Source organism: Eikenella sp. NML03-A-027, from assembly GCF_001648395.1.
Classification (GTDB): domain Bacteria; phylum Pseudomonadota; class Gammaproteobacteria; order Burkholderiales; family Neisseriaceae; genus Eikenella; species Eikenella exigua.
Genome location: NZ_LXSM01000016.1, coordinates 1 through 19,580, shown reverse-complemented (window position 1 = coordinate 19,580; position 19,580 = coordinate 1). Strand labels below are relative to the sequence as shown.

Here is a 19,580-nt window from a genome sequence, read left to right as displayed (position 1 = left end):
GCCTTCTTCGGCAGCTTACCGCATCTTGCACTTCCATTGGCTTTAGTTCGCCTTACATACCAACTTCATACACAGCCACAGTGCAGCGCCGCCCGGGCAGGTCGATCACTTCGTAATCGTGCCTGGCTTGGGGCACGAATGAAGCCATGCGGGTGTTGCACGAGCCTTCGGTTTGAATGACGGTTTCGGTAGCGCCTTCCATCACATTCTGCAAGTCGAGATAGGCGGCCTGTACGTTCACAGCCGTGCCGGCCGGCACGGCAAATTCGCGGAAAAATCGCCCGCGATAAAATACCGTTGGATTGACCGATATTTTTGCTGTGTACGGTTTCGGCTATGCCCAAACTGCGGCTTTTGACCGTACCGGCAAACGAGCCAAACGCATCGCCCAAGCTGCCGCCCACATTCACTTTGTGGCCGCGGCGGATCAATCTTCATCTTCGCAGTTGATGCTGCTCACCATGACGGTGGCTTCCTGTTTTGGACATATAGGGGCACGTGTAACTTGGGTACTGCTGTTCGTAACCGCAGTGTTTTCCTCCTGCACCACCGGCGCATTGGAAGCGCAAGCAGCCAGCAAGGCGACGGAGCATACAACGAATAAGGGTTTCATATTTTTCCTTTTCTGTTTTTCAGGTAGCCTCTACCGCAGGACAGGGCTACCTGAAAACTTCAGGCCGGGATTAGCGTTTCCAGCTGGGGGCAACTTCGGTTTGAACGCCGTATTTCTCGATGGCTTTCTGTACCACGTCTTTACCCACTTTACCCTGTTTGGCCAAAGCGTCCAGCGCGGCCACGGCCACATGGTAGCGGTCTACTTCGAAGAAGCTGCGCAGGTTGGCGCGGCTGTCGGAGCGGCCGAAACCGTCGGTGCCGAGTACCACATAGTCGCCATTTTCTTTAGGAATGTAGGCGCGGATGCGGTCAGCAAAGCTACGGATGTAGTCGGTAGCGGCGACAACCGGGCCGGCATGGCCTTGCAGCTGCTGGCTCACGAAGGGCAGTTTCTGCTCGGCAGCCGGGTGCAGGCGGTTCCAACGGTCGGTTTCGATGGCTTCGCGGTGCAGCAGGTTGAACGAGGGGCAAGACCAGATGTCGGCTTCCACACCGAAATCGTTTTTCAGCAAATCGGCAGCGTGGATCACTTCCTGCAGGATGGTACCGGAGCCCATCAGCTGAACGCGTTTGTCGCCTTTGCCGCCTTCTCGGAACAGATACATACCTTTGAGGATTTCCTGCTCGATGCCTTTGCGTTGCGGCATGGCGGGGTGGGCGTAGTTTTCGTTCATCAGGGTGATGTAGAAGAATACGTCTTCGTTATCCACATACATGCGTTGCAGACCGTTGTGTACGATTACGGCCACTTCGTATTGGAAGGTCGGGTCGTAGCTGACGCAGTTCGGAATCAGGTCGGCTTGCAATTGGCTGTGGCCGTCTTCGTGTTGCAGACCTTCGCCATTGAGAGTGGTACGGCCTGCAGTGCCGCCCAGGAGGAAGCCGCGGGCGTGCATGTCGCCGGCAGCCCAAGCCAAATCACCGATGCGTTGGAAACCGAACATGGAGTAGTAGATGTAGAACGGAATCATGGCGTAGCGGTTGTTGGCATAGCTGGTGGAAGCAGCAATCCAGTCGGCCATAGCACCCGGCTCGTTGATACCTTCCTGCAGAATTTGTCCATCCACGCTCTCTTTGTAGAACATCAGCTGGTCTTTATCCTGCGGGGTGTACTGCTGCCCTTTCGGGTTCCAAATGCCGTATTGGCGGAACATGCCTTCCATACCAAAGGTGCGGCTCTCATCGGGCACAATCGGCACGATGCGGCGGCCGATTTGCTTGTCTTTCAACAAAGCAGCCAAGATACGCACAAAAGCCATGGTGGTGGAGAACTCACGATCGCCGCTGGATTGCAGCTGGGCATCGAAGGTTTCCAGAGCCGGAATCGGCAAGGCTTCGTTATTCGGATTACGTGCCGGCAAGTAACCGCCCAAGGCGTTGCGGCGCTCTCGCAGGTATTGCATTTCCGGGCTGTCTTCAGCAAAGCGGAAGTAGGGCAAGTCGCCACTGTCGATTTGCTCGTCGGTTACCTGAATACCGAAGCGGTCGCGGAATTGTTTGAGCGACTTCACGTCCATTTTCTTGGCTTGGTGGGCAACGTTTTGGCCTTCGCCAGATGCACCCATGCCGTAGCCTTTGATGGTTTTGGCCAAAATCACAGTGGGGCGACCGCCGGCGTTGTTCACGGCTTCGTAGTAAGCAGCATAAACTTTGTGCGGGTCGTGGCCGCCACGGTTCAGGGCCCAGATTTCGTCGTCAGACATATCGGCCACGAGGGCTTTCAATTCGGGCGTGTTGAAGAAGTGTTCGCGAACATATGCGCCATTTTTGGATTTGAAGGTTTGGTAGTCACCATCTAAGCATTCTTCCATGCGCTGTTGCAGGACGTGGTTGGTGTCGCGTGCCAAGAGGCCGTCCCAGCGGCTGCCCCAAATCACTTTCAACACATTCCAGCCTGCGCCGCGGAAGTTGCCTTCCAGTTCTTGGATGATTTTGCCATTGCCGCGCACCGGGCCGTCCAAACGCTGCAGGTTGCAGTTAATAACGAAAATCAGGTTGTCCAAGCCTTCGCGGGCGGCCAAAGCGATAGCGCCTTGGCTTTCCGGCTCGTCCATCTCGCCGTCGCCGCAGAAGCACCATACTTTGCGGCCTTTGGTTTTGGCCAGGCCGCGTGATTCCAAGTATTTCAGGAAACGTGCTTGATAAATCGCCATTAACGGGCCCAAGCCCATAGATACAGTAGGGAACTGCCAGAAATCAGGCATAAGGTGCGGATGCGGGTAAGACGGCAGGCCGTTACCACCTACTTCTTGTCGGAAGCTGTTCAGCTGGTCTTCGCTCAGGCGGCCTTCTACAAAGGCGCGAGAATAGAAGCCGGGAGCGGAATGGCCTTGAACATAAATCAAATCGCCTTCTTCACTGGCAGCTTCGTTTTTGGCACGCCAGAAGTGGTTGAAGCCCACGTCATATAAGGTGGCAGAAGATTGGAAGGAAGCGATGTGGCCGCCCAATTCCAAATCTTTCTTACCAGCGCGCAGCACCATGACGGCAGCGTTCCAGCGAATGGCAGCGCGTATGCGGTGTTCCAGCTCGTGGTTGCCAGGCGATTTCTGCTCCTTACTGACTGGGATGGTGTTCAAATACGCGGTGGTACCACTAAATGGCAGGAGCACGCCGCAGCGGCGGGTGTAGCGTGCCAGGCTTTCCAACAAAAAATATGCCCGTTCCGAGCCTTCGTTTTCCAACACAGAACTGAGCGCATCCAACCACTCTTGGGTTTCAATCGGGTCGATATCATGTTTTTCGACAGACATAATTCCTATCTTCATTTCTTGAGTTAATAAATGAGCTTTGCTTTTTCGTTTGGCAACACAGTAAAAATCTACCATATTATTATTCTATTTTTCTTACTTGGCTTTTATGAATATACGCCACTGGTATTTCCGCAGATCCATCCCATGTAATATGTAGCCATCCATCTCCTTCTTCCCCATAGGAATGCACTGTTTCTCCATTATATACCTTTCCCATAATTCTTGATTCAGAAGAAGCGCCTGCTCTTACATTTGCATAGCCATCTCTTGCTGAAACTACATAAGAATCTATTACATTACCTTGACTTTCATGGACATATCCATAGACAGTTTTCCCTGATTCTGTTTTATATTCAATATAATACCAGCTTCCTTCTTTTCTTATTATTCTACCGCCGTCAAAGATATCTAATTTTGCCAATATCCTTGAATTAGTATTAGGTTTTTCCCTAAGATTAGCCCCATCTAAAACTCCACTATGTATTGCAAATTCTCTAGAAAATCCCAAACTTGAAATTGCTAAAAAAAATATCATTATTAATAATTTTTTCATCTCAATCAAAATCCTTTCCTACAAACATAGTATCTTAATCATCTACATAAAACTCTTACAAAGCACGCACTTAAACAGAAAAATTAGGAAACCGCTGTTTCCTAAAGATTTCTGCCACACCAACAATGCTGCAACACTCTGCATTTCCATGGAATATTAACAGTCTTGCGCCTGATTGGCAACGTTTTTTTCAGGCTTTTAAAGCCTTTATTCTTCAAGACACAAGCCCATTTCCGGCACCTCACTGCCTAAAAAATCATCCGAAAACAGGCTAGGATGGCATATACACAAAACAACAAAACAGAACCGCCTACCCTGCGCGCCGTTTACGCAACAAAATGCGCACAGCCCCATCGTTCGCACCATGTGGCTCGACATAAGCCAGCACTTCCGGATGCGCCATCAGCCAGCGGCGCACCAAGCTTTTCAACACCGGCACAAAGCCGTGCGAACCCAGCCCGCTGCCGTGCACGATTTCCGCGCACACCCCGCGTCGCAACACTTCCTCAAGAAACTCGCTCAACTCCCGCTGCGCTTCCTCGCGCGTGCAGCCGTGCAAATCCAAGCGCCCCACGCACGGCCAATGACCAGCCACCAAGCGGCGGATGTCGTCCTGCCCACGGCCGTTTTTGCAAAACGAACGCGGCGGCTCGTGTTCGCTGTCGGCGCTCACATAAAAATACTCATCATCATCCCACTCCGCCTCATCAAACCGCCGTTTCAAAGGTTTATTGTCTTTCGGTGCAGCCACCCGATTACTGTTTTTCAGCGGCGTAACCTTGCCCACTGCCGCCGCAAAATCCAGCTCTTCCTGCCGCTGCTGCCTCGTTTGCGCCGCCACTTCCTCCTGCCGCCGCTTCGCCTCCTTACCCAATTGCTGCAGCAGCTTTTGCGTATCCTGTTTATCCATTATTTCGGCTCCATATCTAGTTTCATCTTTTCAACTGACTATTTTATAACTGAAGCGTCATAATCGGATACAGCCACACGATTTTCCCACCACCCCAAGAGGGGCTTTACCATGCAGCACACTTGCGATATCGTCATTATCGGCATCGGCCCAGCCAGCCTCAGCTTCGCCACCGCAGCCGCATACGGCAGCCTGAACATCCTGCTTATCAAACAAAGCAGCCAGGAACCCTTGGCTAACCCGCCCCATGATAGCTGCAAAATCGCCCTCACCCACCCCTCGCACGGCATCATGGGGAAACTCAGCCTGTGGCAGCACATTCCCGCCGAAGGTATCTACCCGCTCAAAGCCCCAAAGTGATCAAGGACAGCTCCCCCGCACCATCAACTTCCCCCCCCACACACCAACGGCAAAGGCCAGCTCAGCCTCCTCATATCCAACTCACGACATCCGCCGCACCACCTACCAAACTGCCAGCCGGCAAAAAATGTCCACTTTCTCACCAGCCATAAAGTGCAGGAAGCCGTAGATGGCGAAGAAAACGTGAGCATCCTGCTCGACAACGGCGATACCGTATCCGCCTGCCTGCTCATCGCTGCCGACACAAGCTCGGCAACATAACACCAGCCGGCAGCATCCACGCCCACCTCTTGATCAATGTACACACCCGCCGGCTTCTTTACCCGCCAAATTCCTGCGTAATACTGTACTGCGCCTGAGCAACCACCTGCCGCTGGTGAAAAAACTGATTACCAAACAACTCACTGGTTAAGATTAAACCACCACAAACATATTTCAGGTAGCCTGGTTCCCGCAACAGGCTACCTGAGAATATATGCTACACCATTCTATTCTTACCCATTCTCACCAAGTTACCGCAAACCCACGTTCCACTGTTTTTTGCAGCGCCTACTTGCCAAATATACACAACATCGGCATAATGCAGCGTTTCTTGCCGGTGTAGCTCAGTTGGTAGAGCACCTGACTTGTAATCAGGGGGTCGCGAGTTCGATTCCTGCCGCCGGCACCAAATCCCAAACAGGCTACCTTTTCAGGTAGCCTGTTTTACTTACTGCCACTACACCCTTCAAACTCAATATCTCTCTGTGGGAGCTCCGTCTGCCCACGCCGGCGATATTCCCAGCCCATGTATCGATACCGCCCTCCGGCAACATCCGTGTATTCACCTATTCAGACTATACCATGGCACCGAATGTGGATATGTGGGCGATCACGTTTCAAAAGGCAACGACTTCATCGTGGTAAACGACTTGGCCGACGGCTTGAGCATCCGCTTCTCTGATTTGGCTAAAACCGATTTAGCAGAAAAGCTGCTGGGCATCGTTGAAACACCAAGGCTACCTGAAACACCATAGCCAAACAAAACAGGCACAACTGCAAAGTTGTGCCTGTTTGCTTATCCGCCACTCCGATTAACGGGCGGGCGAACAATCTTTATACAGCATCTGGCCGTTGGGCGCGCTCACGATGATGTCTTGGCTGCGATAGTTGGCCGAATCCATGGCATTGGTGGTTAGGCGGTAGCCGTTGGCGCTGAATACGGTGTCTACATTGTCGGAAGCCGACAGGTTATACGGCAGGCGCAGGTTGCGGTTGTTCACCCGCAGTTCGGCGCTGGTGGGCACACCGGCGGAGTTGAAGTGGTAATTCACATTCAAGCGGCGGCCTTGCTGGCAAACGTAGGCCACACTGCCGCTGCGGGCTGAAGCGGGCGGAGCTTGGCGGGCAGGCTCGTTGTGCCGTGGATTACAGTCTTTATACAGGAATTCGCTGCGCGGCGAGAGGATGCTGATGCCTTCTTCACTGCGGTAGTTGTTGACGGTGAGCACCGGGCCGGTCAGGTTGTAGCCGGCACGGTCTTTAAACGCAGTGCCTGTGCTGTCAGAGTGGCGCGCATCGAAAGCCATGTTGCGGTTGCTGCCGTTGAGGCGGGCGCGCGCAGACACGGGTTTACCACGACTGTTGAACTGATAGCTCACATCCACCTGTTTGCCTTGTTGGCAGACATAAGACACTGTGCCGCTGGCGGCAAATGCCGGGGCAGCGATGCCCACGGCCAAAGCAGCTAATGCAGTAGATTGCCAAAACTTCATTTTCAAACTCCCTTCATGTTGGAATGAATAGTGGATTAAAATGAGAATGGGACAAGGCAGCGAGCCGCAGACAGTATGCGTAATACGGCAAGGCGAGCCAACGCAGTAGCGTTCTCATTCAATTCACTATAATCGGTATTCTCTAGGCGGATTGGCCTTTTATTTGGCCAAAACCCAATGCAGAACATTGGGTGCATTGTAACAAACCGTTTTTTTAATCTACTGTTAGCCCTAGGTTAAAATTTGTAGCGACTGTGTGGGTAAATCGTTTTTCAAGTAGCCCGGAATCAGGGGTAAAGGCTACCTGAAAAAACAGCCATATCCAGCTGCTATTTCATTTTCAGGTAGCTTCAACACCCGAGGCACCAAGCTCAATCCACGTTCACCATCACCAGCTGCATCCGGCAAGCGCTCACTGCGCTCAACGCATGGCGTTCGTTCGGGGCAAGATACACCACATCTCCCGCATGCAGGATTTCGTGGCGCGCGCCGATGGAGAAATCCATCTCGCCTTCCAGCAGGGTAACCACCACGGCCTTGGTAGAGGTGTGCTCGGTGAGCACTTGGCCGGCATCAAGCGTGAAAGCCACCACACGCAGCAAGTCGTTATTCAGCACAGTGCGCGAAGTGGTGGCCTGCTCGCTCACGGGCAGCGCCTGGTTCAGGCCGAGTTTGAATAGGGATTCGGATACAGAGGTAACAGCAGTTGCAGACATCAGATTGCTCCTTAATTTGTTTAACGAGTGGGAGAAAAATCCAGCCAGCAGGGTTTGATTGGATATTTTATTATTGTTTGAAATGGTTAGCCGCTTAATGCAGGCTAGCTGGCGGCAAACTTAATAAGATGAAACCATCATAACATATTTTCAGGTAGCCTTCCCACTGCCCGGCAGGCTACCTGAAACCCCTCAAATAGTTTACACTTCACCATTGATATCCATTCCCGCCCGCATGACGAAAGGCCTAGCTTCATGAAACTGTTTTCGCTCATCATCAAACTGCTGCTTTTAGCGGTTTTTATCATTTTAGCCGCATTCAACACCCATCTCGTCAGCTTCAGCTACCTGCCCGGCAGCGAAATCAGCCTGCCGCTGATTCTGCTGCTCTTGGCGTTTTTCGTTATCGGCGCGGTGTTCGGCGTGTTTTCCATGTTTGGCCGCCTACTCTCCTTGCGCCATGAAAACAACCGCCTGCGCAACGAAGTGCGCAAAAACGCCCGGATCGCGCAGGAGCAGCTGCAAACGCCCGCGCCCGCCGATGCCACTCAGCCTGTGCCCAACGCCGCCCCGGTGAAGGAATAGGCGCATGGACGGCAATATTTGGTGGTGGCTCACCCCGATTATCCTGCTGCCCGTCTTCTTTGCCATGGGCTGGTTTGCCGCCCGGGTAGACATGAAAGCCGTGCTTAAGCAGGCCAAATCCGTACCCACCGCGTTTTACGCCAGCCTGGATGCCCTGGTAGACCACAACCTCGGCAGCGCCGCCCGCCACCTGGCCGACATGACCGACCTGCCGCCCGCCGGCGACAACGCCTACGAGCTGCACCTCACCCTGGGCAAACTCTACCGCCAGCGCGGCGAAAACGACAAAGCCATCCGCATGCACCAAGCCCTGCTCGAAGCGCCCGAAACCGTGGGCGAAAAGCGCAACCAAGTGCTGTTCGAACTGGGGCAAGACTACCAAAGCGCCGGCTTGGTAGACCGCGCCGAGCAGATTTTCCTCGGCCTGCAGCAAGGCAATATGGCCGCCCAAGCCCGCCAAGTGCTGCTGAATATCTACCAGCAAGACCGCGACTGGGCCAAAGCCATCGACACTGCCCAGCTGCTCAGCCACGACGAACAAACCTACCGCTTCGAAATCGCCCAATTCTATTGTGAGCTGGCGCAAGCTGCCCTGTTCAAATCCGACTTCGAGCAAGCCCGTGCCAATATTGCCAAAGCACTGGGCGCCAACCGCAAATGCGCCCGCGCCAACATGATTCTCGGCGACTTGGAGCAAAAGCTTGGCAACTACCCCGCCGCCGTAGCCGCCTACACCGCCATCGAAAAACAAAACCATGCCTACTTAAGCATGGTGGGCGAAAAACTGTATGACGCCTACGATGCCCAAGGCGAAGCCGCCGCCGGCCTCGCCGTGCTCACAGGCTACCTGAAAACCTTTCCCCAGCTCGATTTAATCAACGTAGTGTACGAAAAATCGCTGCTGCTCTACGGCGAAGAAAAAGCGGCCGAAACCGCCGTGGAACTCGTGCGCCAAAAGCCTGACCTCGGCGGCGTATACCGCCTGCTCGGCCTGCGCCTGAACAACCTCGATCCTGCCTGGAAGAGCGATGCTGACATGATGCGCGGCGTGATCGGACGCACCCTGCAGAAAAACGTGATGTACCGCTGCCGCCACTGCCATTTCAAATCGCAAGTATTCTTCTGGCACTGTCCCGCCTGCAACAAATGGGAAACCTTCACCCCCAACAAAATCGAAGTTTAGCCCCGAACGGAAAACAAAATGCCCGATAACATGATGACCATCAACCAAATGTACCGCATGCTCAACGTGTGGACACACCGCATCCGCCACAGCGACCGTTTTATCGAACGCTACAGCGGCGCCCAACGCGCCCTGCTCGCCTACCTCAGCCTCGATCTTCTGATGGAAGACGACGGCTTCGTGGTGCTGATTGCCGATGGCCGGGGCGAACACGCCCTCGCCCCCGAAACCGCCGAATACCTGCGCCAATGGGGCGTTCGCGACACCCCCAACATCATCGATCGCGCCCGCGCCCTTTACCAACAGCACGGCGCCGCCATCCAAGCCGCCGCCCAAAACGGCAGCAGCATTGAAGAACTGCGCGCGCAATTCCCCCAGTTCGACGAGCTCGACGCCGACTACTGCCTCGTGTGCGAAGACGATTTCTGCACCGTCTGCCCCTATATCCGCCGCCACCCCGCAGAATTTGCCGAGCTTACCGCCACCGCAGGCGAAATCGGCAGCCCCATGCCCCCGCTCGATGCCTAATTAAAGGCTACCTGAAACCTATTTCTTAGCAACACGGCTTTCAGGTAGCCTTTTCCATTCCAACCCCATCCGCCCCCATCCCCATGAACCCCCTTATCCTCGATTCCACCGCCTCCGCCCGCCACACTCCCGTTATCGTTGCCCTCGATTTCGCCAATGAAGCCGATACCCTCACCTTCGTGCGCCGCCTAAGCCCCGATTTGTGCCGCCTCAAAATCGGCAAAGAGCTGTTTACCGCCACCGGCCGCCGCCTGGCCGAAGCCCTAATCAACCAAGGCTTCCAGCTCTTCCTCGACCTCAAATACCACGACATCCCCAGCACCGTCGCCGCCGCCTGCCGCGTGGCCGCCGACATGGGCGTGTGGATGGTGGACATGCACACATCGGGCGGCGGCCGCATGATGGAAGCCGCCGCCGAAGCCGTGGCCAACCAACGCCAACGCCCCCTGCTCATCGGTGTAACCATCCTCACCAGTATGGAACAGGCCGACCTCAACGAACTCGGCCTCACCGCCCCCGTTGCCGATTGGGCATCCCGCTGGGCCGCCCTGGCGCAGCAATCCGGCCTCGACGGCGTGGTCTGCTCCCCGCACGAAGCCGCCGCCCTGCGCCGGCAGCGCGGCGGCGAATTTGTGCTGGTTACGCCCGGCATCCGCCCCGACCCCGGCGGCAACCAAGACGACCAGCGCCGCATCATGACCCCCGCCCAAGCCCTCGAGGCCGGCAGCAGCTACCTCGTAATGGGCCGCCCCATCACCCGGGCGTCCGACCCCGCTGCCGTACTGGCCGAAATCAACTGCCTGGCCAATCCTGCCGACTAGACAGCCAATCGCAATCAGGCTACCTGAAAACGAATCCCGTTTTAACTTCGTTGAAGTTCGCTTTCAGGTAGCCTCCATTCATTTCGCCGCCAACGACCCCCTTCCCAGCCACTTGCCGCCGACTGACAAACCCGCCGTTTTCTTGTACAATCCGCCTCTTATTTCGTCAAAATCCGTAAACCTTGATAGCGGATTAACACATTTTCGATACAAGGCGGCGAGCCGCAGATAGTACAGGTAGTACGGCAAGGCGGGCCAACGTCGTAGCAAAAGTTAAGTTAATTCGCCATACCGCAGCAGAGCAAAGATTTCCATGAACAGCGAAACCGGCCTTATTCAACTGTTTTCCCAACATTTTCCGATTATCTACGAATATCGCCAAATGTTCTTCTTCGGCATGCTGGCCACCATCGGCATCGCCGCCGCCTCCACCTTTTTCGGCATGATTCTGGGCTTGTGCAACGCCCTGATCCGCGTGATTCGAATCGAAAAAGGCAACATCGTTACCAAAGGCCTGCTGCGGCTGCTGCAACAATGCTCGCGCCTCTACGTTACCCTATTCCGCGGCACGCCGATGCTGGTGCAGATTTTTATTTGGCACAACGTGTGGTCGCCCCTTTTGGTGCACCAGCAAAACGGCCTGTTAATCAGCGGCGATTTGGCTATCTACCTGCGCCAGAACTATGCCCCGCTGGTGGCTGGTATCTTGGCACTCTCCTTCAACTCCGGCGCCTACATCACCGAAGTATTCCGCTCCGGCATCAAATCTATCGACCGCGGACAAATGGAAGCTGCCCGCTCGCTCGGCTTGAGCTACAGCCAAGCCATGCGTTACATCATCCTGCCGCAAACCCTGCGCCGTATGCTCGGTCCCTTGGGCAACGAATTTATCACCCTGCTCAAAGACAGTTCGCTCTTGGCCACCATCGCCGTAGCCGAGCTGACCTATGTCGCCAAGAGCGCGGCCGGCCGCTATTATGTGTATGAAGAACCGTATTACTTCATCGCCTTGGTTTACCTGATGCTCACCATGACACTGGCCTGGTTCTTCTCCCACCTGGAGAAAAAATACAATACCGACAATAACCGCTAACCGCTTGCTTCTCTCAACCAAAAGGCTACCTGAAAATTTCAGGTAGCCTTTTTATCATTTGCAGCGCTTACTCTGCGGGCAAAAACCGATCCACTCCGTTTTCGCACCACACCAGCTTCTGTTCCTGAGCAGCGGCCAGTAGGCGGTCGTTTTCCGGCAGGGCGGCACGTTCGGCTTCGGGGTGGTAGAGGTGGTAAGCCACAGCGGCGAATTTCAGGTTGGCACGTTGGCCGCCGTTGTTGAAAAAGCGGGCGACAAATTCGCTGTCTTCACGCCCCCAGCCGACAAAATCGCTGTTGAATCCGTTGATTTTCAGCGCGTCTTCGCGGAAGAAAGCCATATTGCAGCCGCGGATGCCGTGGAAATCATCGCGGGTTTCGCGGCGCAGGATACGCTGGGAAAGCCACGGTAGGCGACAGGCGGAGAAGCGTTTTTCAAAACGTTTTTCCAAGCCCTTTTCATACCATTTCAGCACGCGGTAGCTTGAAGGGTTGTCCAGCAGCTCGTTGGTTTTCTCGGGCGTGAGGATCACGCGGCTGCCCTGCACAAACAGGCCTTTTTTTGCGGCGTGTTTGTGGTCGGCGATAAATTCGGGATGCAGCACCATATCGCCGTCGATAATCACGATGTAGTCGCTGCCCGCCTGCGCCAGGGCGCGGTTGCGCGATTCGGCCAGGCGGAAACCGTCGTCGGGCTGCCAGGCGTGCAGCAGTGGCACGGGAAACTGCGCCCGATAGCGTTCGACCACGGCACGGGTATTGTTGTGCGAGCCGTCGTCGGCCACAATCACTTCCTGCGGCAGCACGCGCTGCGCCAGCACCGAACGCAACACGGCTTCCAGCGCGTCGGGGCGGTTATAGGTGGTGATGATGAGCGACACGCTTAGCCGCTGGTTGGCCTCGTGCAGCTTGATGTATTTGTAGTAGGCACCGCTGGCGCTGGCAAAGGCAATCGTCCAGCCGTCGCCGCCGTCGAGCATGCCGCGTTTCAAAATATAGTTTTTGAAAAACGCCGCCGCGCCGTGCCCTACCGCGCCGAGCACGGAAGCGCGCCGTTTGAATTGCTGCTGTGCGGCAAACAAATCGGTGTAGTGCTGCATTTTGCTGATGAGGGCGGAAGCGCCATCGAACGAATAATGCAGAAGCGGATATTTTTCATGTAGCCTCACCACGCTGCTGCCGGCCGGTTCGATCAGGGATTCGTGCACTTGGTTGTCGTTGAAGCGCACGGTTTGGCGGTGGTAGAGGCGTTTCACCCAATCCGGATACCAGCCGCAGCTTTTGATGGGGCGGCCGCGATAATGGTTTAGGCGCGGCAGGGCGTAGATTTTGCTGCTGTCACTCCAATCCAGCGCGCGGATGGCTTCCACTTGCTCGGACGGCAGGATTTCGTCGCTGTCGATATTGAGCACCCAATCGTTGCGCGCCAAACCGGCGGCCAGGTTTTTCATTGGGCCGAAGCCGATAAAGTCGTGATGATGTACCGCTACATTGGGGAAGCGGCGGGCAATGTCGAGCGTGCGGTCGGTGGAGCCGTTGTCGAGCACGATGATTTCGTCAAACGCAGCCAGTGCGGCCAGGCAGGCTGCCAAGTGCCGCTCGGCGTTTTTCACCAGCATGGTGATGCTCACGGGAATGGGGGTCATAAGGCCTCTTCTATTGAATACGATTGGATGGCAAAGGCTACCTGAAAGCGAAGCTTCAACGCCGTTAACACGAGCAAAGCGGGTTTCGCCAAAAACAAGGTGTTCAAAAGCAGCCAAGCCAAGGTTTCAGGTAGCCTCTAACGCTGTTTGCGGGCAGGCGCAGGCGTTTGACCGGTGGCATACACCACAAATACGGTCGGCTGCTTGTGCAGGTCGGGCAATTGCGGCTGTTTGCGCCATTCGCCTGCCGTCATGCTGATGATGCGCTGCTCCGGCAGGGTGAGATTGCTGGCGGCGCACAGCAGGGTATCGGTTTGCAACGCGGCCACGGCATCGGCCAGCAGGGCGTTGTTGCGATACGGGGTTTCGATAAAGATTTGGCTTTCGTTGCGGCGCTGCGAATCTTGCTCGATGGTTTTCAGGTAGCCTACCCGTCCGGCAGAATCGGCGGGCAGATAACCGCGGAAGGCAAACTGCTGGCCGTTGGCGCCGGAGGCCATCAGGGCAAGCATCAGGCTGGACGGCCCCACCAGCGGCCACACGGCAAATCCGGCGCGATGCACCAGTGCCACCAGCGCCGAGCCGGGGTCGGCCACCGCGGGGCAACCGGCTTCGCTGAGCAAACCCATGCTGCGGCCTTGGTGCAGCGGTTGCAGCAAATCGGGCAATTCGGCAGGCTCGGTGTGTTTGTTTAACGTGCGCAGGCTCAACTCTTGCAACGGGGCGTTCAAGCCGAAATGACGCAGGCAGGCGCGGGCGGTTTTCTCACCTTCAACCACAAAATCGGTGAGCCCGGCCAGCAGCTTTTGCTCGTGCGGCAGCAGGCAGGGGGTATCCGGGCTGCCTAGCGGGGTGGGGATAAGGAATAAAGTGGGGGGCATAGTTTTGTTGCTGGCTCAAGAAAGGCTACCTGAAACCTTGGCTTGACTGCTTTTAAACGCCTTTAAACGCCTTGTTTTAGCGAAACTTGCTTTGTTCGTTTTAGCTTCGCCGAAACTCACTGCGTTCGCTTTAGCGGCGTTGAATCCGTTTTCAGGTAGCCTGTGCCGTATCAAAGCGTTTCACGATAGGCTGCCAAATCGGCGGCAGTTTTGGTGGGGATAAATTGGGTGATTTGGTATTCGGCCAGTTTGGCTTGGTAAAACGGGTCTTCGGCAATCACGGCCTCGGCCTGCGCCCGGCTGTCGGCACGCATGATAATCACGCCGCCAGTGCGCGGTTCTTTGCGACCGGAAAGCAAAAACGTGCCGGCGGCATAGTGGCGGTCGAGATAGTCGATGTGGGCGGGCAGATAAGCCTCAATTTCGGATAATGGTTTGATATAGTTTAGGGAAACGATAAACATAACTGCCTCCTTGAGTCGTTAAAACATTTTAATGAGGCTACCTGAAATTTCAGATAGCCTCAAGCTCACAAAACCGCCACCCCTTCGGCCTGCAAAAAATCAATCAGCCGAAAAATCGGCAGGCCGATGAGGGCATTGGGATCGCTGCTGTCGATGCGTTCAATCAGCGCACCGCCCAAACCTTCGCTTTTCGCGCCGCCTGCGCAATAAACCGCATCCGGTTCGCGCTCCAGATAACGAGCGATTTGCTGCGCGGTAAGCGGGCGCATCTTTACCATGGTGGTATCCACATGGCGGTGCAGGCTACCTGAAAACGTATTGAGCACACACAATGCGCTGTAAAAATGCAGCTCTTGGCCGGCGGTTTCAGCCAGCATTTGTTGTGCTTTCGCCACGTCCATCGGCTTGCCCAACTGCCGCCCGTTGCAGCAGGCCACTTGGTCGGCTCCGATAATCAAATGCCGCGGGAAACGCACGGCCAGTGCGCGGGCTTTGGCCTCGGCCAAACGTTGGGCAGTTTGGCAGGGCGTTTCTCCGGGCAACGGCGTTTCATCGCAATCAGGTGCGGCGGTGTCAAATTGCAGGCCGAGCTGGGCCAGCTGCTGCCGTCGGAACAGCGAAGAAGAAGCGAGGACAATCGGCGGAACTGTGTTCATAAACCGTATTAAAATTATTGACGTTTCAGGCGGCTGATTATATCATGACGCGTTTATGTCAGACCCTATTTTGATTGATCCGAAAGCGCTGGCCGAACAGGCGCAGCATCTGGCCGGCCAAATCCGGCTGAGCGAGATGGATGAGCGCGTGAGCTGGCACGAGTTTTTGGCCGAACGGCAAACGCCGGTGTCTTTTGCCTTACAGGGTGGCTGCGACAAACGGCAGCGCCTGTATTTGGATTTGTCGGTTTCAGCGCAATTGTTGCTGGTTTGCCAACGCTGCATGCAGCCGCTACCCTTTGCTTTAAACGAACAGGCGCGTATCGTTTTGTTCGACAGCGAAGAAGCGCTGGATGAAGCCATGGCAGCCGAAGAAGAGCTCGAAGGCATGCTGCCAGAAGCGCAGTTGGATGTCGGCATGCTAGTGGAAGAGCAGATTCTGATGGCGCTGCCGTATGCACCCTGCCACGAAAGCTGCCATTCTGATACGCTCGATGCCGTCAATCAAGATCGCCCCAATCCGTTTGCTGCTTTGGCGGCGTTGAAAAGTGGTCGTTAATTATTTTATTCAGGTTTATCCTCAGGAGTTTGCAACATGGCTGTTCAACAAAACAAGAAATCCCCCTCCCGCCGCGGCATGCACCGCTCCCACGAAGCGCTGACCGCTCCCGCCCTGTCTGTAGACAGCGCTACCGGCGAAGTACACCGCCCGCACCACATTTCCGCCAACGGCATGTACCGTGGCCGCAAAGTCGTTAAGGCCAAAGACGAGTAAATCAGCCATAGGCCGGTTCCAAGCCAGCAGATTGCCCTTAGCAATTACTGGCTTTTTTGCGTTGCATTGCAAATATAGGGCAGCAAAGAAAACCGGGGTTTCAGGCAGCCTGAAACAGCCTCTGTGCCTATTGGTTGCCCTCTGCTTGGTTGCCCTCTGCTCAACAGCTGTTTACAATTTGCCGTCACGCAGATAACTCAATAACAACCCTCACTGCGCCGACTTAACAAAGGATTGAAAATGTCGGAAAAAATTTGGTACACCTACGACGAGATTCATCAAGCTATCCGCCATCTGGCGCAAAAAATCCAAGCGTCCGGCACTCGCTACGATGCGATGATCGCCATTGGCGGCGGCGGTTTCATCCCCGCGCGGATGCTGCGTAGCTTCATCAATATTCCAATCTACGCCATCACCACCGCCTATTACTGTAACGACCACAGCCACACCCCCCGCGATTCCGTGCAGAAAATCCAATGGCTCGACCCAATGCCGGAGAGCTTGAAAGGCAAACACGTTTTGGTGGTGGACGAAGTAGACGACAGCCGTGTTACCCTGCAATTCTGCCTCGAACAGCTGCAAAAAGAAAACTTTGCTTCACTAGGCGTAGCCGTATTGCACGAAAAAATCAAAGAAAAAAAAGGCACCCTACCGCCCAATATCGCCTACTTCAGCGGCCTTGTTACGCCCGACTGGTGGATTAACTACCCCTGGGATGCCGACGACATCAATGAACACAACGCACTAGCCGCCCAAAAACCGCAACTGCCCTAAGGGCTACCTGAAACCATCCGTCCGCCGCTATTCCATTCTATCTTTCAGGTAGCCTCATGGCACGGCAACGGAACACAACGGAAACACAGAATTAAATGATTACTTTAGCCATAGACGCAATGGGCGGCGATGCCGGCCTCACGGTTACCATTCCGGCAGCTTTGGCCTTCCTACAAGAAAAAACTGATGTCAAACTCATTCTGGTAGGCAATGAAGAAGCCGTTCGCAGCACACTGAGCGAACACGCTTCACACGAGCGGCTACAAATCATACATGCCAGCGAAGTGGTGGACATGGACGAAGCCCCACAGTCGGCCTTGAAAAACAAAAAAGACTCCTCTATGCGCGTGGCCATCAGCCAGGTAAAAGCAGGAGTAGCGCAGGCAGCCGTATCCGCCGGTAACACCGGCGCACTGATGGCCACTGCCCGCTTCGTGCTCAAAACCCTGCCCGGCATCGACCGGCCGGCAATTGCCAAATTCATGCCCTCTAAAGGCGGCGGCCTCGCCCTGATGCTGGATTTGGGCGCCAACGTGGATTGCTCCGCCGCCCAGCTGTTGCAATTTGCCGTGATGGGCGGCGAACTGTTCGGCGCCATGTATCCGCGCAACAGCCAACCGCGTATCGGCCTGCTTAATGTCGGTACTGAAGACATCAAAGGCGGTAGCGTGATTAAAGAAGCACACCACCTGTTGCAACAAAGCCCGCTGAATTTTGTTGGCAACGTGGAAGGCAACGCTGTGTTCAGTGGCGAAGTCGATGTTGTCGTGGCTGACGGCTTTACTGGCAACGCCGTACTGAAAGCCATTGAAGGTGCGGTTAAATTTATCGGCGGCATTATCCGCGAAGAATTCAGCCGCAACTGGCTAAACAAACTGGCTGCCCTGCTGGCACTGCCCACCCTGCGCGGCTTCAAAAACCGCCTCGACCCGCGCAAGTTTAACGGCGCCATCTTCCTCGGCCTGCGCGGCATCGTGATCAAAAGCCACGGCGGCGCAGACGTAGAAGCCTTCAAATACGCTCTACTCGAGGCCTACCACGAAGTTGAATCCGGCTCCATGGCCAAAATCGAACGAGGTATCGCCACCCAAATGGCACGCCTGACTACTACAGCAGAGCAACCCCAAACTGCGACCAACCCCGCAGAATAAGCCCCGACCATCCCACAACCGAAAGGACGGCACAGCATGAATTGGCAACAACCCTGGATTATCGGCAACTGGAAAATGAACGGCCGCCGCAGCTCAACAGCAGCATTCGCCCAAGCTTGGGCAGAACAAAGGCTACCTGAAAACGTCAGCACCGGCATTGCCGCCCCCCTGCCCTATCTACTCGATTTAAAACAAGCCGCACCTGCCCTGCCAGTCGGCGCACAAGATGTCAGCCGCTTCGATAAAGACGGCGCATTTACCGGCGAAACCTCCGCTGCCATGCTGGCCGACCTTGGTGCACAATTCGTTCTGCTTGGTCACTCTGAACGCCGCCAATATTTCGGCGAAAACAACAAAACTCTCTCCGCCAAATTAGACAATGCCTTGGCCGCCGGCCTCACCCCGATTCTGTGCGTGGGTGAAACCTTAGCCCAACGCCAAACTGCGCAGGAGCAAGCTGTAGTGGCCGAACAACTCTCTGTATTGCGCGGCAAAGCCATGCCCCATATTGCCGTTGCCTACGAGCCAGTATGGGCTATCGGTACCGGCCAAGTGGCCTCAGCCGAACAAATTGCCGATATGCACGCTTTTATTTACGCAGAGCTCTTGTCTTTCGCCAACAAGAGTGCTAATATCCGCGCTCTTTACGGCGGCAGTGTCAATGCACAAAATGCACAAACCATTCTGACCCTGCCAAATGTAGACGGTGCCTTAGTCGGCGGCGCATCCTTGCAGGCCGACAGTTTTGCCGCCATCGTTCAAGCTGCAGCAAAACAATAAATAGCGAAACAAACATGGAAGCTTTCAAAACCCTTATTATGATTATCGGCGGCTTTGCCTCGATTGCCGTCATCGGCCTGGTGCTGGTGCAACAAGGCAAGGGTGCTGATGCCGGTGCCGCTTTTGGCACGGGTAGCGCGCAAGGCGTATTCGGTTCTGGCGGCAGCGCCAACTTCCTCAGCCGCAGCACCGCTATCGCCGCTACTGTATTTTTCTGCTGCTGCTTGGCGCTCAGCATTATTTCATCCAAGCAGGGCAGCAGCAAACTTGGTTTGGATGCACCTGCTGCAGCACAGCATCACGCTCCGGCTGCTTCGCAACCAGCAACAGCCAGCCAGCCAGTTATTCCGGAGTAAAAACAAATTCTGATTTTTCAGCCGACATGGTGGAATTGGTAGACACGCTATCTTGAGGGGGTAGTGACCGTAGGTCGTATGAGTTCAAGTCTCATTGTCGGCACCATCTTCACAAAACAGCCCAAATTTTCGGGCTGTTTTTTTACGTCTAACGCCATCCAATGCAATTAGCCAAACTCAATACAGACAAGACTTTCAGGCTGATTCAAGTTATCCTTTCCCCTTCC

24 protein-coding genes and 2 tRNA genes are annotated in these 19,580 nt (G+C 55.0%); 15 read left to right on the top strand and 11 right to left on the bottom strand.

Going from position 1 to position 19,580, the window contains the following annotated elements:
* Positions 1–52: 52 nt before the first annotated feature.
* From A7P96_RS11220 to A7P96_RS05565, 5 genes are all read right to left on the bottom strand, one after another.
* Positions 53–259, bottom strand: a complete 207-nt coding sequence (locus A7P96_RS11220) for a hypothetical protein (protein WP_231863641.1) — start codon at positions 257–259, stop codon at positions 53–55.
* A 168-nt stretch (positions 260–427) separates the two neighbouring features.
* Positions 428–613 (bottom strand): hypothetical protein, encoded by a 186-nt coding sequence (locus tag A7P96_RS11215; protein WP_231863640.1) that lies wholly within the window; start codon positions 611–613, stop codon positions 428–430.
* A 70-nt stretch (positions 614–683) separates the two neighbouring features.
* On the bottom strand, positions 684–3,368 hold the full coding sequence (gene aceE, locus A7P96_RS05570) for a pyruvate dehydrogenase (acetyl-transferring), homodimeric type (RefSeq protein ID WP_067525419.1): 2,685 nt from the start codon (positions 3,366–3,368) through the stop codon (positions 684–686).
* 79 nt (positions 3,369–3,447) lie between these two features.
* Positions 3,448–3,921, bottom strand: coding sequence for an SH3 domain-containing protein (locus A7P96_RS10300; protein ID WP_156496283.1), 474 nt, complete (start codon positions 3,919–3,921; stop codon positions 3,448–3,450).
* A gap of 310 nt (positions 3,922–4,231) precedes the next feature.
* Positions 4,232–4,831, bottom strand: coding sequence for a Smr/MutS family protein (locus A7P96_RS05565; protein WP_067525417.1), 600 nt, complete (start codon positions 4,829–4,831; stop codon positions 4,232–4,234).
* Positions 4,832–4,942: 111 nt separating this feature from the next.
* On the opposite strand from A7P96_RS05565, the gene A7P96_RS05560 reads away from it, so the two are divergent.
* The 3 genes from A7P96_RS05560 (at position 4,943) to A7P96_RS10730 (ending at position 6,207) form a co-directional block, all read left to right on the top strand.
* On the top strand, positions 4,943–5,191 hold the full coding sequence (locus A7P96_RS05560; RefSeq protein WP_067438239.1) for a hypothetical protein: 249 nt from the start codon (positions 4,943–4,945) through the stop codon (positions 5,189–5,191).
* A gap of 594 nt (positions 5,192–5,785) precedes the next feature.
* A tRNA-Thr gene (locus A7P96_RS05555) sits at positions 5,786–5,861 on the top strand.
* A gap of 76 nt (positions 5,862–5,937) precedes the next feature.
* Positions 5,938–6,207 carry a hypothetical protein gene (locus A7P96_RS10730; RefSeq protein WP_156496282.1) on the top strand — a complete coding sequence of 90 codons (270 nt, stop codon included), beginning with the start codon at positions 5,938–5,940 and terminating at the stop codon, positions 6,205–6,207.
* A 57-nt stretch (positions 6,208–6,264) separates the two neighbouring features.
* Here the strand turns inward: A7P96_RS10730 and A7P96_RS05550 are convergent, their stop codons facing one another.
* Both A7P96_RS05550 and A7P96_RS05545 read right to left on the bottom strand, forming a co-directional pair.
* Positions 6,265–6,945, bottom strand: coding sequence for a hypothetical protein (locus A7P96_RS05550; RefSeq protein ID WP_082887919.1), 681 nt, complete (start codon positions 6,943–6,945; stop codon positions 6,265–6,267).
* Between the two features lie 371 nt (positions 6,946–7,316).
* On the bottom strand, positions 7,317–7,661 hold the full coding sequence (locus tag A7P96_RS05545) for a cupin domain-containing protein (RefSeq protein ID WP_067441515.1): 345 nt from the start codon (positions 7,659–7,661) through the stop codon (positions 7,317–7,319).
* 255 nt (positions 7,662–7,916) lie between these two features.
* Between A7P96_RS05545 and A7P96_RS05540 the strand changes: the two genes are divergently transcribed.
* The 5 genes from A7P96_RS05540 to A7P96_RS05520 all read left to right on the top strand — a co-directional run bounded on the left by A7P96_RS05540 (position 7,917) and on the right by A7P96_RS05520 (position 11,871).
* On the top strand, positions 7,917–8,246 hold the full coding sequence (locus tag A7P96_RS05540) for a lipopolysaccharide assembly LapA domain-containing protein (protein ID WP_067525413.1): 330 nt from the start codon (positions 7,917–7,919) through the stop codon (positions 8,244–8,246).
* A 4-nt stretch (positions 8,247–8,250) separates the two neighbouring features.
* Complete coding sequence (lapB, locus tag A7P96_RS05535; RefSeq protein ID WP_067525411.1) at positions 8,251–9,429, top strand: lipopolysaccharide assembly protein LapB; 1,179 nt, start codon at positions 8,251–8,253, stop codon at positions 9,427–9,429.
* 18 nt (positions 9,430–9,447) lie between these two features.
* Positions 9,448–9,957, top strand: coding sequence for a DUF4375 domain-containing protein (locus A7P96_RS05530; protein ID WP_082887918.1), 510 nt, complete (start codon positions 9,448–9,450; stop codon positions 9,955–9,957).
* Positions 9,958–10,040: 83 nt separating this feature from the next.
* Positions 10,041–10,778: an orotidine-5'-phosphate decarboxylase gene (gene pyrF / locus A7P96_RS05525; RefSeq protein ID WP_067525409.1), complete on the top strand. Its 738-nt coding sequence runs from the start codon at positions 10,041–10,043 to the stop codon at positions 10,776–10,778.
* Between the two features lie 313 nt (positions 10,779–11,091).
* Positions 11,092–11,871: an amino acid ABC transporter permease gene (locus A7P96_RS05520; RefSeq protein ID WP_067525407.1), complete on the top strand. Its 780-nt coding sequence runs from the start codon at positions 11,092–11,094 to the stop codon at positions 11,869–11,871.
* 67 nt (positions 11,872–11,938) lie between these two features.
* Here the strand turns inward: A7P96_RS05520 and A7P96_RS05515 are convergent, their stop codons facing one another.
* The 4 genes from A7P96_RS05515 to A7P96_RS05500 all read right to left on the bottom strand — a co-directional run bounded on the left by A7P96_RS05515 (position 11,939) and on the right by A7P96_RS05500 (position 15,517).
* Complete coding sequence (locus tag A7P96_RS05515; RefSeq protein WP_067525405.1) at positions 11,939–13,516, bottom strand: glycosyltransferase; 1,578 nt, start codon at positions 13,514–13,516, stop codon at positions 11,939–11,941.
* A gap of 137 nt (positions 13,517–13,653) precedes the next feature.
* Positions 13,654–14,397, bottom strand: coding sequence for an SAM-dependent methyltransferase (locus A7P96_RS05510; protein WP_067525403.1), 744 nt, complete (start codon positions 14,395–14,397; stop codon positions 13,654–13,656).
* A gap of 170 nt (positions 14,398–14,567) precedes the next feature.
* On the bottom strand, positions 14,568–14,861 hold the full coding sequence (locus A7P96_RS05505; protein WP_064084012.1) for a YciI family protein: 294 nt from the start codon (positions 14,859–14,861) through the stop codon (positions 14,568–14,570).
* 65 nt (positions 14,862–14,926) lie between these two features.
* A complete protein-coding gene (locus A7P96_RS05500; protein ID WP_067525401.1) occupies positions 14,927–15,517 on the bottom strand; it encodes a nucleoside triphosphate pyrophosphatase in 591 nt (196 codons plus the stop codon).
* A 55-nt stretch (positions 15,518–15,572) separates the two neighbouring features.
* Between A7P96_RS05500 and A7P96_RS05495 the strand changes: the two genes are divergently transcribed.
* From A7P96_RS05495 to A7P96_RS05465, 7 genes are all read left to right on the top strand, one after another.
* The gene (locus A7P96_RS05495) at positions 15,573–16,076 is read left to right on the top strand and encodes a DUF177 domain-containing protein (RefSeq protein ID WP_067525399.1); all 504 of its coding nucleotides are present in this window, start codon (positions 15,573–15,575) and stop codon (positions 16,074–16,076) included.
* Positions 16,077–16,112: 36 nt separating this feature from the next.
* Positions 16,113–16,292 (top strand): 50S ribosomal protein L32, encoded by a 180-nt coding sequence (gene rpmF, locus A7P96_RS05490; RefSeq protein ID WP_067525397.1) that lies wholly within the window; start codon positions 16,113–16,115, stop codon positions 16,290–16,292.
* A 240-nt stretch (positions 16,293–16,532) separates the two neighbouring features.
* Complete coding sequence (locus tag A7P96_RS05485; RefSeq protein WP_067525395.1) at positions 16,533–17,066, top strand: phosphoribosyltransferase; 534 nt, start codon at positions 16,533–16,535, stop codon at positions 17,064–17,066.
* Between the two features lie 95 nt (positions 17,067–17,161).
* A complete protein-coding gene (gene plsX / locus A7P96_RS05480) occupies positions 17,162–18,217 on the top strand; it encodes a phosphate acyltransferase PlsX (RefSeq protein ID WP_067525393.1) in 1,056 nt (351 codons plus the stop codon).
* 36 nt (positions 18,218–18,253) lie between these two features.
* A complete protein-coding gene (gene tpiA / locus A7P96_RS05475; RefSeq protein ID WP_067525391.1) occupies positions 18,254–18,997 on the top strand; it encodes a triose-phosphate isomerase in 744 nt (247 codons plus the stop codon).
* 14 nt (positions 18,998–19,011) lie between these two features.
* On the top strand, positions 19,012–19,353 hold the full coding sequence (gene secG, locus A7P96_RS05470; protein WP_067525389.1) for a preprotein translocase subunit SecG: 342 nt from the start codon (positions 19,012–19,014) through the stop codon (positions 19,351–19,353).
* 20 nt (positions 19,354–19,373) lie between these two features.
* Positions 19,374–19,459: transfer RNA gene (locus A7P96_RS05465), tRNA-Leu, on the top strand.
* The last annotated feature ends 121 nt before the right edge of the window (positions 19,460–19,580 follow it).